Here is a 16,097-nt window from a genome sequence, read left to right on the forward strand (position 1 = left end):
TCGGGGACGGGGTCCCAGGGCTTTCGGGAGCTTTCGACGGCGGGGTTCGACCGAACCCTTGACCGGCGGGCCGCCCCTGGCCTGATATGAGACCTCAGGGGTCGTCGCCGTCTGGGCGGGAGGCGCGGTGCGAGACCGGCATGCGTCCCACAGTGCCCGTCGGGCCCGCGAGTTCGAGGCGTTCGTCGCGGGCGCGGCAGGGCGGCTGCTGCATGCCGCCACCCTGCTCACCGCCGAGGCTCCGGACGCCAACCCGCGCGCGCGGCGCCTGCTGGCGCTGAGTCTGGCCCACACGTACGCGGGCTGGGACCGGCTGCACGGGGAGGACCCGTACGACCGCGCCCGCCAGTACCTGGCCACCCGTTTCGCCCGCGAGATCTGGCACCGGTACGGCGTGCTCGACAGGATGCGCCGGCGCCCCGGGGGCACGCTGGGCGTACTCGACCCGCACGAACGGCTGATCCTGGTGCTCAGGCTGTACGAGGGCGTCGCCGAGGAACAGGCGTCCGCGCTGCTGGGCCTGCCGGTGGACCGCATCCGCACGATCTGCGACCGGGCGACGGCCACCCTGCTGCACCCGCCGCCCGCACCGCCCCGGCCGGTGACGGCGAAGGCGAAGGCGGCGACGCCGTGACGGGCGGGAGGGACGGCCGCCGTACGGGCACGACCACGACGACGTGCGCGAAGGGCATCGCCACGACCGGCCCCGCCACGACGGGCACGCGCGTGTGGCGCGGGCGGGAGTGCCGGTGAACCGCGCCGGGCGCGAGGCCGCCGCGCGAGAGATCATGGAGCAGTCGCCGCCGAGGGTGCCGCCCGACCTCTGCGCGGAGGCCGTCCGCCGCGGCGGCCGCATACTGCGCCGCAGGAGGGCCGTCCGGCGCCTGCTGTGGCTGCTCCTGGGCGCCGCGGCCGTGGCGTTCGCGGTGTGGGCGCTGACCGTGCAGCCGTGGGTGGAGCCGCCCTCGGAGACGACCCCACCAGTGACCGACTGGGAGGGCTGGTGAGCCCCGCTTCCTAGCCGAGCGCCTGCTGGAGGTCGGCCAGCAGGTCGTCGGCGTTCTCGATGCCGACCGACAGCCGCACCAGGTCGGCGGGCACCTCCAGGGCCGAGCCCGCGGCGGAGGCGTGCGTCATCCGGCCCGGGTGCTCGATCAGCGACTCGACGCCGCCCAGGGACTCGCCGAGCGTGAAGACCTTCGCGCGGTTGCACACCTCGACGGCCGCCTGCTCGCCGCCCTCGACGCGGAAGGAGACCATGCCGCCGAACGCCTTCATCTGCTTGGCGGCGACCTCGTGCCCCGGGTGGTCGGGCAGCCCCGGGTAGAGCACGCTCGTCACGCGCGCGTGCCGCGAGAGCGTCTCGGCGACCTTCGTCGCGTTTTCGCTGTGGCGGTCCATGCGCACGGCGAGGGTCTTGGTGCCGCGCAGCACCAGCCAGGAGTCGAAGGGCCCGGCGACCGCGCCCATCGCGTTCTGGTGGAAGGCCAGCTCCTCGCCCAGCTCCTGGTCGTTCACGATCAGCGCGCCGCCGACCACGTCGGAGTGGCCGCCCATGTACTTGGTCAGGGAGTGCACGACGACGTCCGCGCCGAGGGCCAGCGGCTGCTGGAGGTACGGGGTGGCGAAGGTGTTGTCGACGACGAGCCGGGCGCCGGCGTCCCGGGCGACCTGCGCGATCTGCGCGATGTCGGTGATGCCGAGCAGCGGGTTGGAGGGCGTCTCGACCCACACCGCCTTGGTCTTCGGGGTGAGGGCGGCCCGCACGGCGGCGGCGTCGCTCGTGTCGGCCACCGACCACTCCACGCCCCACCGGGTGGCGACCTTGGCGAAGAGGCGGAAGGTGCCGCCGTACGCGTCGTTCGGGATCACCACGTGGTCGCCGGGACGCAGCAGCGTGCGCAACAGGCAGTCCTCGGCCGCCAGTCCGGACGCGAACGCGAGACCGCGACGGCCGCCCTCCAGGGCGGCGAGGTTCTCCTCCAGCGCCGTACGGGTCGGGTTGGCACTGCGGCTGTACTCGTAGCCGCCGCGCAGTCCGCCGACGCCGTCCTGCTTGTAGGTCGACACCTGGTAGATGGGCGGGACGACCGCGCCCGTCAGGGGGTCGGCGGTGTTGCCCGCGTGAATCGCGAGCGTCTCGAAGTGCTGACTGATGTGCCTGTCGCTCATGGGCACCGAGGGTAGCCGTGCGGAACGCCTCGCGCGTTGTCCACAGGGCGCGGGACAGGTTGGCCAATTGTCGGCGGCGTCTGGTTCGCTTGAGACATGGAGATTCTCTGGGTCCTGATGGCACTGGTCATGCTCGGCTTCGTGCTGCTCCAACTCTCGCGGCGCCGTCGCGGCGCGGTCGGCCTGGTCGAGCCCGGCCACCCGGACGCCGCCGACCCCGCGAACTACGGCTTCGCCCGCGAGGAGGAGCTGGACGTCCGCATGCCCGGTCCCGACCAGGACCTCCTGGACGTCCTCGACCTGGTGCAGCGCACCCAGGACTACCGGGGGGCGCAGCAGCTCCTCGCCGGCACGGAGGCGGAGGGCGAGCGGCGCTGGCAGCGCGTACAGGCCTTCGCGGGCGCCGCCTCTCTGGAGCTGCGGCAGCGGCCCGGCGGTGTCGGCGAGACGCCGGGCGGGCAGTGGCTGCGGGTGTGGCGGGCGGAGGCGCCCAAGGACGCGGGCGGCGCGGCGGTGCACGCCGAGTTCCTGGTGCAGCAGGCGTGGCGGACGGCGACGCCGGGCACGGACGAGTTCCGGATCATCATGGAGGAGGCGAAGGCCGCCTGCGGCGAGGCGGCCCTTCTCGCGCCCGGGGACCCGATCCCGTACCTCGTCGAGCTGTCGGTGGCCCGCGGTCTCGGCTACTCGCGCGAGGAGTTCGAGCAGCTCTGGCTGAAGATCCTGGACCGCGCCCCCAACCACATGGGCGCGCACCTGGCCGCCCTGCAGTACTGGTGCGAGAAGTGGCACGGCTCGCGCGAGCTGGCGTACTCCTTCGCGGAGGCGGCGGCCGCACGCGCCCCGCGGGGGTCGCTGCTGGCGGCGATGCCGCTCTTCGCGGTCTTCGAGCACCTGCCCGAGGTCAACCTGGTCAGCGGCTTCTACCAGAGCGAGGTCGTCACCAAGGCCGTCCACGGCGCGCTGCACGCGGTGCACTCGGCCCGCCCGGACGACCCGATGCAGGCGCACGTCCGCCATCTCCTGGTCTTCTTCCTGGTCCGCGGCGAGCGCTGGGCCGAGGCGATGAACCAGCTGACGGTCATAGACGGGCACGTCGGCGCACTGCCGTGGACCCTGTCGGCCGACCCGGCGGCGGAGTTCGCGGTCTATCGCGCGCTGGCGGTGGCGGGGTACGAGGCGAACGGCGGCAGTCCGGCCACGCTGCCGCACTGAGCGCCGGGCGCGCTCATGCGGACGGTCCGGCCGGTGCTCCGGCCGGACCGTCTCTCCGGGAGTCCCTCAGCCCTCGGTGCGGGCGGGCAGCCGCCATCCCGGGCGCGGGAAGTGGCAGGTGTACCCGTCCGGGTAACGCTGCAGGTAGTCCTGGTGCTCGGGCTCGGCCTCCCAGAAGGGGCCGACCGGCTCCACCTCGGTGACGACCTTGCCGGGCCACAGCCCGGAGGCGTCCACGTCGGCGATGGTGTCCTCGGCGATCCGCTTCTGCTCGTCGTCCACGTAGTAGATCGCCGAGCGGTAGCTGAGGCCGATGTCGTTGCCCTGGCGGTTCTTCGTGCTCGGGTCGTGGATCTGGAAGAAGAACTCCAGGAGTGCGCGGTAGTCGGTCGCCTCGGGGTCGAAGAGGATCTCGATGGCCTCCGCGTGCGTGCCGTGATTGCGGTACGTCGCGTTCGGCACGTCGCCCCCGGTGTAACCGACCCGGGTCGCGGTCACGCCCGGGAGCCGGCGGATCAGCTCCTCCATGCCCCAGAAACATCCGCCCGCCAGCACGGCCCTCTGCGTCTGCGCAGCCATCGCGGCACCCTCCAAAATCTCTCGGCTCGGTCGTCCGGGCCACTCGGCCCGTACCTCACCCGGCCTGCATGCCCACGTTGCGTGCAACGCTCGGGGAACCCCAACGATTCCACGCCGCCGGACGGGGCGGCCGTCCCCTCCGAAAACCGGTGGCCCGGGCGGGCCCTCCGGCCGAAGCTGTACGGCATGCAAGAAGCGCAGCGCGAGATTCGGGCGGTTCATACGGCGGACACCGTCACCGTCTACCAGGCGTATTCCCCCGGGATCGGTCTCCCCGCCGCCCGCGAGGGACGCTTTCCGGCGGCCTGGAAGCGGGACAGGATGACGTGGATCAAGCCGTCGTTCCTGTGGATGATGTACCGCTGCGGGTGGGCCACCAAGGAGGGCCAGGAGACCGTCCTCGCGGTCGAGATCAGCCGTGAGGGCTTCGACTGGGCCCTGCGCCACGCGTGCCTGTCGAGCTACGTGCCCGGTGTGCACCCCGACCGGGAGACCTGGCGACGCGAGTTGAAGAGCTCGCCCACCCGCGTCCAGTGGGACCCGGAGCGCGACCTGCGTCTGCGGCCCCTGCCGTACCGCTCCCTGCAACTGGGCCTCTCCGGCGAGGCCGCACGCGGCTACGCCGACGAGTGGACGGTCGCCATCCGTGACGTCACCCCCCTCGTCCACGAGATCCACGCGCACGTACGGAACGACGACCTCGACGCGGCACGAGCCCTGCTGCCCCGGGAGCAGCCGTACCCCGCCGCGGACGCGGTGCTGAGCGCCCTGCGACCGTGAGGACGAGCAGGCGACGAGCAGGCGACGACGCCGCACGCGAAGGAGTCCCGATGTCCCGTCGGTCCCGTACCAAGAAGTCGCCCGCCGTCGAGGCGTCGGCGCGTGAGCCGCAGCTTTCGGCGTATCAGCGAGCCATGCGGGACCGGCTGCTCGCGGCACCCGTGGTGGCCGCGCCCGAGCCCTGGCGGTCCGTCGCCTTCGCAGCGGTCGGCGGGCTGCTCGGCATCGGTTTCGCGACGCACCCCGAGACCGGACACGACCTGGTCATGGTCGTCTCGCACGACGGTCACGGTCTCTTCGACGCCGTCACCGGGGAGAAGATCGCCAGGGACCGGGACCGATGCTGACGGCATCGACCACGGCGTCGGGCTCCCGGCGTGCGACGCCGTCCATCACCTCGACCAGGGACTGCGGCTCTTTGCCGCACATGAGTACGGAGGGCAGGAAGGCCGAGGCCCGGCATCCCGAGGCCAGCAGGCCCTGGAGGGCGGTCACCCGTGCGTCCAGCTCCTCCGTGCGACGGATCGCCTCGGCCTGCTTGTACTCGCGGTAGCTCTGGGCGGCGCGCCGCTCGTAGACCCGCACCTGCCGGGCTTCCTGTCTGCGCTGCCGCTCCTCGGCCCAGATTCCGACGTACCGTTCCTATTCAGTGAGCAGGAGTGAGTCCTGGACCCACTCCTGGTCGCTGCGGACATCCCGAACGGTGTTGGGTGTCCTGGTCTCCCGCGTTCGCGCCGTGTCCGGTGGCACGGATCGTTTCCGTGGTCCGGGGATACGGGGGCGGGGTCCCTCACGCCCAGGAGTCTCCGGTCCGGCCTGGGCGGTCCGATGCCCGCATCCATCGCTCTGGTGGGTGCGGAGCGGTGCCGTCCGACGCCGGATGGGGTAGCCCTGGGCGCGTCGCCCGATCGCGATGCTCGCCGCATCGTGCCGGGTCGTCCTACGCGTACTGCTGGTGAGTGGTTTCTGCCAGTGCTGTGCGCCCCACTGGCTGGTGTAGGCGGGGTCGACAGCGATGATGGTGATGCCGGTTGCGTCGGCCATGGAGGTCAGTCGGGCGCGGAGACGTGCGGTGGGCATACCGGAGATCAACTGCCGGAACCGCTTCTGCCGGCCGTGCTTCTCGCGGGTCTTCTCGGCGGTGAAGTCCAGGTCCTCGACGGCGATGGCCTTCACACCGGAGGCGGTAGCCCAGTGCAGGAGCCGGGTCAGGGCGTGGCGGACCTGGGCGTCGCGGTGGGTGGCGGGGCCGGTGAGGTCGTAGGGGAAGCGGCGCGGGTCTCCGACGGGGTTGCCGTGGAGGTCGAGGCGCCAGGCGGCGAGGTGATCGGCGTTCATGTCGACCCCGATCACCCCTTCCACCAGCGCCACGTTCAGAGGGAGAGTGCGGGTGACCGGGTTCTGCCACGAGGCGGTCACGTACCAGCGTCCGCGCACCGTGTCGTGGTGGATGCGGTAGGCGACGGCCCGGTTGGCCGCGACGCGGTCGGCCCACTCCTGCCCCCGGTGCGCGAACGCCACCCGGCCGGTCAGGACGTACCGGCCGTGCCCGGCGTTGGCCAGATGAGCGAGCGGGGCGGGCAGCCGGAGAGACACCTCGCCGTCCGGGGTGACGCGGATGGTCTCGTTGCCGAAGCGTTTCCCGGACTCCCCGTCCGCCTGCACAAACCACCGCTCGGCTTCCCACCGCTCACGCCATCCGGCCTCGGTGAGCCCGGCGGCCGCGAGGTGGTGCCGCGCGCGGGCCAGCAGCTTGCCACCGCGCACCACGCGCACCCGCCCCGCCGCCCAGTCCGCGCGTGCCTGCCGCAGGCGGTCCTCCAGCACGTGCAGGCGCCGCGATTTGGCATGCCACTCCCGCCGGCTGCGACACCCACCCGGAGTGCGCTTCGACCCCTTCTCACCGACGGGCAGCGACAACCGGTGCCGCAGGGTCCGCACCCCCGCCTCCAGGGACTGGATGTGAGCGTGGGCGCCACGGCGGGCCAGGGCCCACTGGTCGTGCGACGCCTTGGTGATCGCACCCGCCCACCGGGACGACGACACCGGCGTCAACTCCCGCTTCCGCACCGCCCATGCCCGTGCATCATGCCCCAAGCCGTGACGACAACGCGCCTTCAGATCACGGGACGCCAACGCACCCAGATGCGCCCCGACCTGCCGCAGCACCTCCACATCCATGCCGGTGAGCTGCTTGAGCCGGGTACGCACCGCCACCCCGGACGGGCCCGGCACGACGAACGGCGCCGCGAGCTCCCGAAGACCAGCCACCCCGCACCCCCACTCAGCCGTTACGAACCGCCCACTCCACCCAACGACAACCACCCGCCACAGGTCACGCATTCGACAGACGAACTCGCATTCCCACTCGGAGACAGAACCTTCCAACATCACCACCATGCTCACCCAAACGCGGCAGAGCACTCTCGCGCGCAGTCAACGATCAGCAGTGCCCAACCCCTGGTGCGACGACTCATGGCTCGTCAGCCCTCCCCCCACCACCGGTTGTCCCCACAACCAGTTGTAGCGGGTCGACCTTATCCAGCAATGGCTGCCGTGCACATCCACTCGCCGTCCTTCGCGGCCGCGCCGGGATCACCCCACCCCGCGCAGCCCCGCGATCAGGATCCGCACCAGCTCCCGCGCGTCGTACCGCGGGCTGGAGGTCTCCGCGCCGATGCAGAGGTTGCCGACGCCGCGCATGAGGGCGTAGGCCTCGACGTCGGTGTGGATCTCGCCGGAGGCGGTCGCGGCGGCGAGGAGGTCGGTGCAGACGGGGACGAGACGGTCGAGGAAGTAGGCGTGGAGGGCCTCGAAGCCGGCGTTGTCGGACTGCAGGACCGCGGCGAGGCCGTGCTTGGTGGCCAGGAAGTCCACGAACCGGTCGATCCAGGCCGCGAGCGCCGCGTACGGGGTCGGGCTGCTCGCCAGCAGGGCGGGGCCGGCCTCGGCGCAGGCCTCCACCTGGTGGCGGTAGACGCCGATGATGAGGTCCGCGCGGGTCGGGAAGTGGCGGTAGATCGTGGCCGTGCCGACGCCGGCCTCGGCCGCGACGTCGCGTACGGGGGCCTCCACGCCCGATCTGACGAACACCGCGGCGGCCGCGTCGAGCAGGGTCTTCTCGTTGCGCCGGGCGTCCGCGCGCTTGGGCCGCGAGGCCGCCCGCCCCGTCGCCGCTTCGCCGTCCTTCACTGTGCCGTTCCCTTCACCGCTTGATAAACGGGACACCGTTCCGTATCGTCGGACGAGTAAACGGGACGGTGTTCCGCTTGGTCTCTCCATGATGCCAGAGCGTCGAGCCCGCCACCAGGTCATGCCACGTCACGCCACCCGTAGTGGAGGAACACGTCATGCAGTACCGCACCTTGGGCCGCACCGGTGTGCAGGTCAGCTCGCTCGCGCTCGGCGCCATGAACTTCGGCAGCATCGGGCGCACCACCCAGGACGAGGCCACCGCCATCGTCGACGCCGCCCTGGAGGCCGGGATCAACCTCATCGACACCGCCGACATGTACGGCAGCGGCGAGTCCGAGGAGATGGTCGGCAAGGCGATCGCCGGGCGCCGCGACGACATCGTGCTGGCCACGAAGGCGAACATGCCGATGGGCGACGACCCCAACCACCAGGGCTCCTCGCGCCGTTGGCTGGTCACCGAGCTGGACAACAGCCTGCGCCGCCTCGGCGTGGACCACGTCGACCTGTACCAGATCCACCGGTGGGACCCGAAGACCAGCGACGAGGAGACGCTGTCCGCGCTCACCGATCTGCAGCGCGCCGGGAAGATCCGGTACTTCGGGTCCTCCACCTTCCCCGCGTACCGGATCGTCGAGGCGCAGTGGGCCGCCCGCGAGCACCGGCTGAGCCGGTACGTCACCGAGCAGCCCAGCTATTCCATGCTCCAGCGCGGGATCGAGAGCCACGTGCTGCCCGTGACCGAGCAGTACGGACTCGGTGTGCTGGTGTGGAGCCCGCTGGCCTCGGGATGGCTGTCGGGCGCGGTGCGCGCGGGCCGGGAGGTCACCACGCACCGGTCCGGGTTCATGCCCGAGCGCTTCGACCCCTCGGTGCCCGCCAACCGGGCCCGGCTCGACGCCGTCGAGAAGCTGGCCGCCGTCGCCGACGAGGCCGGGCTCACGCTGATCCAGCTCGCGCTCGGCTTCGTGACCGCGCACCCGGCCGTGACCGGCGCGCTCGTCGGGCCCCGCACCCTGGACCACCTGCGCTCCCAGCTCGCCGCCGCCGACACCGTGCTCTCCGACGACGTCCTCGACGCGATCGACGCCGTCGTCGCGCCGGGTACGGACCTGGCGGCGCACGAGAAGTTCGACGCCACGCCCGCGCTGCTCGACCCCGCGCTGCGCCGCCGGCGCCGGCCGGCGGGCCACTGAGCGGCCCACTGAGCGGCGCCCGCCGAGCGGTCAGCGTCCCGGCCGGCCCGCCGCCACCCCGCCGCGCCCCCGGTGGCGGTAGACGACGTAGGGCCGCACCAGGTAGCCCAGCGGTGCCGTGAAGGCGTGCACCAGGCGGGTGAAGGGCCACAGGGCGAAGAGGGCCATGGCGAGGAGCGCGTGCAGGCGGTAGACCAGCGGCGCCCCGGCCATGGCGGTCACGTCCGGGTCCAGGGTGAACAGGCTGCGGAACCAGACCGAGACGCCGAGCCGGTAGTCGTACGTCGAGGCCGCGGTCGCCCCGGACGCGGTGGCCGTCAGGCCGGCGAGCACGACCGTGATCAGCAGGGGGTAGACCACCCGGTCGCCGCGGCTGGTCGCGGCCCGGATCGCGGGGGTGCGCAGCCGGCGGTACAGGAGGAGGGCGAGGCCCGCCAGGGTGGCCAGGCCCGCCGTGCCGCCCGCGAGCAGGGCGTTGGTGTGGTACAGCTCCTCGCTGACGTGGAAGCGGTCGGTCAGCGACTCGGGGACCAGGAGACCGGCCACGTGGCCCGCGATCACGAACAGCAGGCCGTAGTGGAAGAGCGGGCCGGCGACGCGCAGCAGCCGGCTCTCGTGCAGCTGGCTGGAGCGGGTGGTGAAGCCGAAGCGGTCGTAGCGGTAGCGCCAGGCCGTGCCCGCCACCAGCACCACCAGGGTCAGGTAGGGCAGGACGCCCCACAGGGCGGTGTGCAGGTGCCTCATCGGCGGACTCCTTCGTCGTGCGGCCCGGACCGCCCGTACGGCCCCGGCTGCCCGGACCGGACGGGGAAGGCGCCCGGCACGTCCAGGCCCACCGCCTCGGCGGGCGGGCCGGTACGGGCCAGGCGCAGGGCCTCCTCGCGGCTGGCCGGTGCCTGGCCCGGCAGGCACCGGGAGACGGCCTGGAGGAGGGCGGCGTAGGGGCTGTGGTGCGCTTCCAGGGCGTAGCGCAAGACCTCGATCGCCGCGCGGTGCTCCGTCAGCAGCGCGGTGCCCGCGTCGGGGGTGCGGGCGGCGAACTCCAGCATCAGCGGCAGGAAGTCGGGCAGTTCGTCGTCCGGCGGCAGCCAGCCGTGGGCGCGGTACGCGGACTTGATGCCGGCGAGTGCGGCGCCCCGGCGGCGGGTGTCGCCGTCGGTGTAGTAGGTGAGGTAGAGGCAGCGGCGCCGGCTGCGGTCGAAGGTGGCGACGTAGCGGATGGCCAGGGCCAGGAGGTCTTCCCGCTCCGCCTGGTCGCAGAAGGAGAGGAGGAGGGGGATCTCGGGGCCGGGCAGGGCGGCGACCGTCTCGCGCACGGTGCGCGGCCGGCGGGGCCAGTCGCGGTCCGGGTAGGCCAGCAGCAGGGCCGCCGCCTGGAAGACGACCGGGGCGACGGGGGCGCTCACGGTACGGCCGCGGCTCACAGCTCGGGCTCCGTCCGCACGGAGCGGCGGGCGCGCGGGAAGAGGCCGTCCGGGCGTCCCTTCCCGTTCCAGTTCAGGAGGTTGACCCGGCCGCGCAGGGACGTGGACGTGCCGGAGGCGCCGGCGGGCGGGGGCGCGTGGAAGGCCTCCGGGTCGAAGGCGGCACCGTCCGGCATCATGCCCGGTCCGCCCTCGCCGTCCAGGCTGCAGCCCGCGCCGGTCCCGTCGGGGTCGGGGACGGAGCCGGTGTAGGTGGTCGGGATGACGTACCGCTCGTCGTACTTGGCGAGGGCGAGCAGGCGGTACAGCTCCTGGATGCCGGGCTCGTCGAGGCCGACCGCCCCGGCGATCCGCGGGTCCTGTTCCTCGCCGAGGTTGACCCGCCGCATGTGGGAGCGCATCGCGGCCAGCCGGCACAGCGCGGCCTCGACCGGCCCCGGGTCGCCCGCGGTGAAGAGTTCGGCGAGGTAGCCGAGGGGGATGCGGAGGGTGTCGATCGCGCCGAAGAGGGCGGCCGGGTCCTCGCCGTCGTGGCCGCTGCCGGTGAGGGCGTCGACGACCGGGGAGAGCGGCGGGACGTACCAGACCATCGGCATGGTGCGGTACTCCGGGTGCAGCGGGAGCGCGACGCGGTAGCGGGTGATCAGCGCGCGCACCGGGGAGCGGCGCGCGGCCTCGATCCAGTCGTGCGGGATGCCGGACGCCTGGGCCGCGCGGGCCACCTCGGGGTCGTCGGGGTCGAGGAAGCAGCCGAGCTGGGCCTCGTACAGGTCCTTCTCGTCGGTGACGGAGGCGGCGGCGCCGACCTTGTCGGGGTCGTAGAGCATGACGCCGAGGTAGCGGAGCCGGCCGACGCAGGTCTCGGAGCAGACGGTCGGGTCGCCGGCCTCGATGCGCGGGTAGCAGAAGGTGCACTTCTCGGCCTTGCCGGTGGCGTGGTTGAAGTAGACCTTCTTGTACGGGCAGCCGCTGACGCACATCCGCCAGCCCCGGCAGCGGTCCTGGTCGACGAGGACGATGCCGTCCTCGACGCGCTTGTAGAGGGCGCCGGAGGGGCAGACGGCCACGCAGGACGGGTTGAGGCAGTGCTCGCAGATGCGGGGCAGATAGAACATGAACGCCCGCTCGTAGTCGAGGCGGACCCGCTCGCTCATCCGGGCGAGAAGGGGGTCCGCGGCGAGCTGGTCGGGGCCGCCGCCGAGGTCGTCGTCCCAGTTGGGGCCCCAGGTGATGGCGGTGGGGTGGCCGTCGATCGCCGAGCGGGGCGGGGCGGTGGGGATGTCGTCGCCGAGGGGGGCGGTGGTGAGGTTCTCGTAGTCGTAGGTCCAGGGCTGGTAGTAGTCGTCCAGGGTGGGGAGTTCGGGGTTGGCGAAGAGCCGGGCCAGGCGCCGGGCCCGGCCGCCGCTGCGCGGGACGAGGCGCCCGCCCTTGAGGCGCCAGCCGCCCTTCCACTTCTCCTGGTCCTCGTGGCCGCGGGGGTAGCCCTGGCCGGGGCGGGTCTCGACGTTGTTGAACCAGGCGTACTCGGTGCCGGTGCGGTTGGTCCAGGTCTGCTTGCAGGTGACCGAGCAGGTGTGGCAGCCGATGCACTTGTCGAGGTTCATGACCATCGCCACCTGTGCCATGACGCGCATCAGTAGGTGACCTCCTGGGAGCGGCGCCGGATCGTGGTGACGGCGTCGCGCTGGTTGCCGGTCGGGCCGTAGTAGTTGGGGGCGAAGGAGAGCTGGCCGTAGCCGCCGATGAGGTGGGTGGGCTTGACGAGCAGCTTGGTGAGGGAGTTGTGGACGCCGCCCCGGCGGCCGTTCGCCTCCGACTTGGGCACGTTCACCAGGCGTTCCTGGACGTGGTACATCAGCACGGTGCCGTCGGGGATGCGGTGGGAGACGATCGCGCGGGCGACGACGACGCCGTGCGCGTTGACGGCCTCGACCCAGTCGTTGTCGGCGGCGCCGATCGCGTCGGCGTCGGCGGGGCTCATCCAGATGACGGGGCCGCCGCGGGCCAGGGTCTGCATCAGCAGGTTCTCCTGGTACTCGCTGTGGATGGACCACTTGGCGTGCGGCGTGAGGTAGCGGACGGTCACCGCCCGGCCGTCGCCCGCCGACGTCGGCCCGTCGCCCAGTTCGGCCAGGTTCAGCGGGGGCCGGTAGACGGGGAGTTGTTCGCCCAGCTCGGCCATCCAGTCGTGGTCGACGTAGAAGTGCTGGCGGCCGGTGAGGGTGTGCCAGGGCTTCTTGTGCTCCGTGTTGACGGTGAACGGCGAGTAGCGCCGGTCGGGTCCCTCCTTGCCGGACCACTCGAAGCTCGCGCCCACCTGTACGGGCCGTTCCTGGGTGTCGGAGAAGACCACGCGCCGCTCCGCCACCGAGGCGGCCAGCTCCGCGAGCCCGGCGCCGGGGCCGACGCGGTCGGCGAGCCGGTCGAAGCCCTCGGCGGCCAGGCGGCCGTTGGTGGTGCCGGACAGGGCGAGGATCGCCTCGCAGAACTTGACGTCCGTGTCGAGCAGGGGGCGGCCGTGGGCCGGTCCGGCGGGGGCGGTGCCGCAGCGGGCGGCGAGCCAGCGGGCCTCGTCGTGCGGGTTGACGGTGACGCCCTTGACGGTCATGCCGTGCTCCTCGGCCAGCGGCCCGAAGGCGGCGAGCCGGTCGGCGACGGCCGTGTAGTCCCGTTCCACCAAGGTCACCTGAGGGGCGTTGCGGCCCGGCTCGATGGGGGTGCGGCCGTCGCGCCAGTCGGTGACCCGGCCGCCGGGCTGGGCGACCTCGCCGGGGGTGTCGTGCTGGAGGGCGGTGGCGACCAGGTCGTGGGCGGTGTCGAGGCGGCCGGCGGCGAGTTCGCTCAGGCGGCGGGCCAGCGAGTGGAAGATCTCGAAGTCGGTGCGGGCCTGCCACGGCGGGTTGATCGCGGGGCTGAAGGCGTGCACGAAGGGGTGCATGTCCGTGGAGGACAGGTCGTGCTTCTCGTACCAGGTGGCGGCGGGCAGCACGAGGTCGGAGAAGAGCGTCGTGGAGGTCATCCGGAAGTCGAGGCTCAGCAGCAGGTCGAGCTTGCCCTGCGGGGCGTCGTCCCGCCAGGCCACCGAGCGCGGCCGGTGCTCGGGCGGCGCCTCGTCGGCGGTGGCGCCGTCACGGGCGCCGAGCAGGTGGCGCAGGAAGTACTCGTTGCCCTTGGCGGAGGAACCGATCAGGTTGGCCCGCCACACCGTGAGCACACGGGGCCAGTTGCGGGGGGCGTCGGGGTCCTCGCAGGCGAAGTCGACGGTGCCGGCACCGAGTTGTTCCGCGATCCACTCCCCCGGCTCCTGTCCGCTCTCGCGGGCGCGGCGGCCCAGGTCGAGCGGGTTGGCGTCGAAGGTCGGGTACGACGGCATCCAGCCCAGCCGGGCCGACTGGGCGACCAGGTCGGCCGTGTGCAGCCCGGCGAGGGTGCCGGGCGCGGTGGGTGCGGCGAGGGCGTCGGCGGCGTGGGACTCGTACCGCCACTGGCCGCTGTGCAGGTACCAGTACGGGGTGCCCGCCATCTGCCGCGAGGGCCGGAACCAGTCGGCGGCCGTGGAGAGCTGCTGCCAGCCGGTGTACGGGCGGACCTTCTCCTGGCCGACGTAGTGCGCCCAGCCGCCGCCGTTGACGCCCTGGCAGCCGGTGAGGATGAGCAGGGAGAGGAAGGAGCGGTAGATGGTGTCGGAGTGGAACCAGTGGTTGGTGCCGGCACCCATGACGATCATGCAGCGGCCCCGGGTCTGCTCGGCGGTGCGGGCGAACTCCCGGGCCGCGCGGACCGCCGCCCCGGCCGGGACGGAGGTGAGGCGCTCCTGCCAGGCGGGGGTGCAGGGCTGCTCGGCGTCGTCGTAGCCGGTGGGCCAGTGGCCGGCGAGGCCGGGGCGGGCCACGGCGTACTGGGCGAGCAGCAGGTCGTAGACGGTGGTGACGAGCCGGCCGCCGATCTCCCGGGCCGGTACGCCGCGCACGACGGTGGCGCCGGGTTCGTCGAAGCGGGGCAGCACCACCTCGACACCGTTGTCGGAGCGGCCGCCGGTGTGCCCGTGCAGGGTGAGGAGCGGGTCGGTCCCGCCCAGGTCGAGGTTCCAGCGCCCCTCGCCGCCCTTGCCCCACCGGTCGCCGAGGGTGCCGTTCGGGACGACCACGTCGTCGGTGTCGGCGTCGATCAGCACCGGCATCCAGGCCCGGGCCGCGGCGTCGGCGTGCCGGCCGAGCCCGAGGTCGGCGGCGGTGACGAACTTGCCGGGCGTCCAGCGGCCCTCCGCGTGCTCGTCGAGGGCGACGAGGAAGGGCAGGTCGGTGAAGCGCTTGACGTAGTCGGTGAAGTACGGGACCTGACGGCGCACGAAGAACTCGGTGAGCAGGACGTGTCCCATGGCCATGGCGAGCGCCCCGTCGGTGCCGGGGTGCGGGTGCAGCCACTCGTCGGCGAACTTGGTGGCGTCCGCGTAGTCCGGGGAGACGACGACGACCTTCTGGCCCCGGTAGCGGGCCTCCGCCATCCAGTGCGCGTCGGGGGTGCGGGTGACGGGGACGTTGGAGCCCCACAGCATCAGGTAGGCCGCGTCCCACCAGTCGCCCGACTCCGGTACGTCGGTCTGGTCGCCGAAGACCTGCGGAGAGGCGATCGGCAGGTCGGCGTACCAGTCGTAGAAGGAGATCATCGGGGCGCCGATGAGGGAGTGGTAGCGGGCGCCGACCGCGTGCGAGGCCATGGACATGGCGGGGATCGGGGAGAACCCGGCGACCCGGTCGGGGCCGTACTCGGCGATGGTGTGCACCTGGGCGGCGGCGGCGATCTCCATCGCCTCGTCCCAGTCGACGCGGACGAAGCCGCCGCGACCGCGGGCCGACTGGTAGCGGCGCCGTTTCTCGGGGTCGGAGGTCAGCTCGGCCCAGGCGGCCACGGGGTCGCCACCGTGCCGGCGTTTGGCGTCCCGGTACATTTCCACGAGGACGCCCCGGGCCAACGGATGGCGAACACGGGTGGGCGAGTAGGTGTACCAGGAAAAGGAAGCGCCGCGCGGGCAGCCGCGCGGCTCGTACTCGGGCCGGTCGGGACCGACGCTCGGATAATCCGTCTGCTGGGTCTCCCAGGTGATCAGACCGTCCTTGACGTACACCTTCCACGAGCACGATCCCGTGCAGTTGACGCCGTGGGTGGAGCGCACGACTTTGTCATGCGCCCACCGCTCACGATAAGGACGGTCGTTGACGTTCTGGTCCGTGCGGTACACGGCCCTCAGATCGAGGGTGGTCGGGGACCTCCGCAGCAGCTGACCTGCCTTCAGAAGCCGGTCGGCGGCGTCGGCCGCGGCCTTCGCCCTGCTTCGCACCACGCTGCCATCTCCTTGCGAACGCGACGGAGCAATGCCCGCCGGAATACGGCGGGCATGCTGTGTGCCGCATTCAGCATCTCGCCGGAATCCACTGCAGAAACGGTATTTCCGCAGCCTTTGCGGAGGTGGGAGAGAAGGTTTTGGTCCACTTTGCAATTGTTGTCATGCGCATATTCTTCTGCCGCGCCGACTTTCAGC

Annotated in this window: 14 protein-coding genes and 1 pseudogene; 6 read left to right on the top strand and 9 right to left on the bottom strand. The window is 72.5% G+C overall.

The features are described 5' to 3' along the window. Window positions 1-127 precede the first annotated feature (127 nt). Both D1J63_RS13410 and D1J63_RS13415 read left to right on the top strand, forming a co-directional pair. Window positions 128-634, top strand: a complete 507-nt coding sequence (locus tag D1J63_RS13410; RefSeq protein ID WP_102927804.1) for a sigma factor-like helix-turn-helix DNA-binding protein — start codon at window positions 128-130, stop codon at window positions 632-634. 115 nt (window positions 635-749) lie between these two features. Next, a complete protein-coding gene (locus tag D1J63_RS13415) occupies window positions 750-1,007 on the top strand; it encodes a hypothetical protein (RefSeq protein WP_125629062.1) in 258 nt (85 codons plus the stop codon). Window positions 1,008-1,017: 10 nt separating this feature from the next. Here the strand turns inward: D1J63_RS13415 and D1J63_RS13420 are convergent, their stop codons facing one another. After that, window positions 1,018-2,172, bottom strand: a complete 1,155-nt coding sequence (locus tag D1J63_RS13420; RefSeq protein ID WP_125629063.1) for a cystathionine gamma-synthase — start codon at window positions 2,170-2,172, stop codon at window positions 1,018-1,020. Between the two features lie 96 nt (window positions 2,173-2,268). On the opposite strand from D1J63_RS13420, the gene D1J63_RS13425 reads away from it, so the two are divergent. Then, on the top strand, window positions 2,269-3,387 hold the full coding sequence (locus tag D1J63_RS13425; RefSeq protein ID WP_125629064.1) for a hypothetical protein: 1,119 nt from the start codon (window positions 2,269-2,271) through the stop codon (window positions 3,385-3,387). A gap of 66 nt (window positions 3,388-3,453) precedes the next feature. On the opposite strand, the gene msrA is transcribed toward D1J63_RS13425, so the two are convergent. After that, window positions 3,454-3,966: a peptide-methionine (S)-S-oxide reductase MsrA gene (gene msrA, locus D1J63_RS13430; protein ID WP_102931613.1), complete on the bottom strand. Its 513-nt coding sequence runs from the start codon at window positions 3,964-3,966 to the stop codon at window positions 3,454-3,456. 186 nt (window positions 3,967-4,152) lie between these two features. Here msrA and D1J63_RS13435 point away from each other — a divergent pair, with 186 nt between their 5' ends. Next, window positions 4,153-4,746: a DUF4291 domain-containing protein gene (locus D1J63_RS13435; protein ID WP_125629065.1), complete on the top strand. Its 594-nt coding sequence runs from the start codon at window positions 4,153-4,155 to the stop codon at window positions 4,744-4,746. A 134-nt stretch (window positions 4,747-4,880) separates the two neighbouring features. Continuing rightward, a pseudogene (locus tag D1J63_RS13440) lies at window positions 4,881-5,084 on the top strand (hypothetical protein); the annotation flags it as partial. Here the strand turns inward: D1J63_RS13440 and D1J63_RS37655 are convergent. From D1J63_RS37655 to D1J63_RS13455, 3 genes are all read right to left on the bottom strand, one after another. Beyond that, window positions 5,053-5,331, bottom strand: a complete 279-nt coding sequence (locus D1J63_RS37655) for a hypothetical protein (RefSeq protein ID WP_315978891.1) — start codon at window positions 5,329-5,331, stop codon at window positions 5,053-5,055. The pseudogene D1J63_RS13440 and the gene D1J63_RS37655 overlap by 32 nt on opposite strands. 57 nt (window positions 5,332-5,388) lie before the next feature. Beyond that, the gene (locus tag D1J63_RS13450; protein ID WP_125629066.1) at window positions 5,389-7,017 is read right to left on the bottom strand and encodes an IS200/IS605 family element transposase accessory protein TnpB; all 1,629 of its coding nucleotides are present in this window, start codon (window positions 7,015-7,017) and stop codon (window positions 5,389-5,391) included. A 324-nt stretch (window positions 7,018-7,341) separates the two neighbouring features. Further along, window positions 7,342-7,938, bottom strand: a complete 597-nt coding sequence (locus D1J63_RS13455) for a TetR/AcrR family transcriptional regulator (RefSeq protein ID WP_125629067.1) — start codon at window positions 7,936-7,938, stop codon at window positions 7,342-7,344. A 158-nt stretch (window positions 7,939-8,096) separates the two neighbouring features. Here D1J63_RS13455 and D1J63_RS13460 point away from each other — a divergent pair, with 158 nt between their 5' ends. Then, the gene (locus tag D1J63_RS13460; RefSeq protein ID WP_125629068.1) at window positions 8,097-9,134 is read left to right on the top strand and encodes an aldo/keto reductase; all 1,038 of its coding nucleotides are present in this window, start codon (window positions 8,097-8,099) and stop codon (window positions 9,132-9,134) included. Window positions 9,135-9,164: 30 nt separating this feature from the next. Here D1J63_RS13460 and narI read toward each other — a convergent pair whose 3' ends face one another. Genes narI through D1J63_RS13480 form a run of 4 tightly spaced genes read right to left on the bottom strand, consistent with a single transcriptional unit; the run spans window position 9,165 to window position 15,899 of the window. After that, entirely contained in the window at window positions 9,165-9,878 is a 714-nt protein-coding gene (narI, locus tag D1J63_RS13465) for a respiratory nitrate reductase subunit gamma (RefSeq protein ID WP_125629069.1), read from the bottom strand. Next, window positions 9,875-10,558, bottom strand: coding sequence for a nitrate reductase molybdenum cofactor assembly chaperone (gene narJ / locus D1J63_RS13470; protein ID WP_125629070.1), 684 nt, complete (start codon window positions 10,556-10,558; stop codon window positions 9,875-9,877). The genes narI and narJ overlap by 4 nt, the downstream gene beginning before the upstream one ends. Continuing rightward, window positions 10,555-12,192, bottom strand: coding sequence for a nitrate reductase subunit beta (gene narH, locus D1J63_RS13475; RefSeq protein WP_164712831.1), 1,638 nt, complete (start codon window positions 12,190-12,192; stop codon window positions 10,555-10,557). Before narH ends, narJ begins: the two co-directional genes overlap by 4 nt. Further along, on the bottom strand, window positions 12,192-15,899 hold the full coding sequence (locus D1J63_RS13480) for a nitrate reductase subunit alpha (RefSeq protein ID WP_164712832.1): 3,708 nt from the start codon (window positions 15,897-15,899) through the stop codon (window positions 12,192-12,194). Before D1J63_RS13480 ends, narH begins: the two co-directional genes overlap by 1 nt. Between the last annotated feature and the right edge of the window lie 198 nt (window positions 15,900-16,097).

The organism is Streptomyces sp. KPB2, assembly GCF_003950055.1.
GTDB lineage: Bacteria > Actinomycetota > Actinomycetes > Streptomycetales > Streptomycetaceae > Streptomyces > Streptomyces salinarius.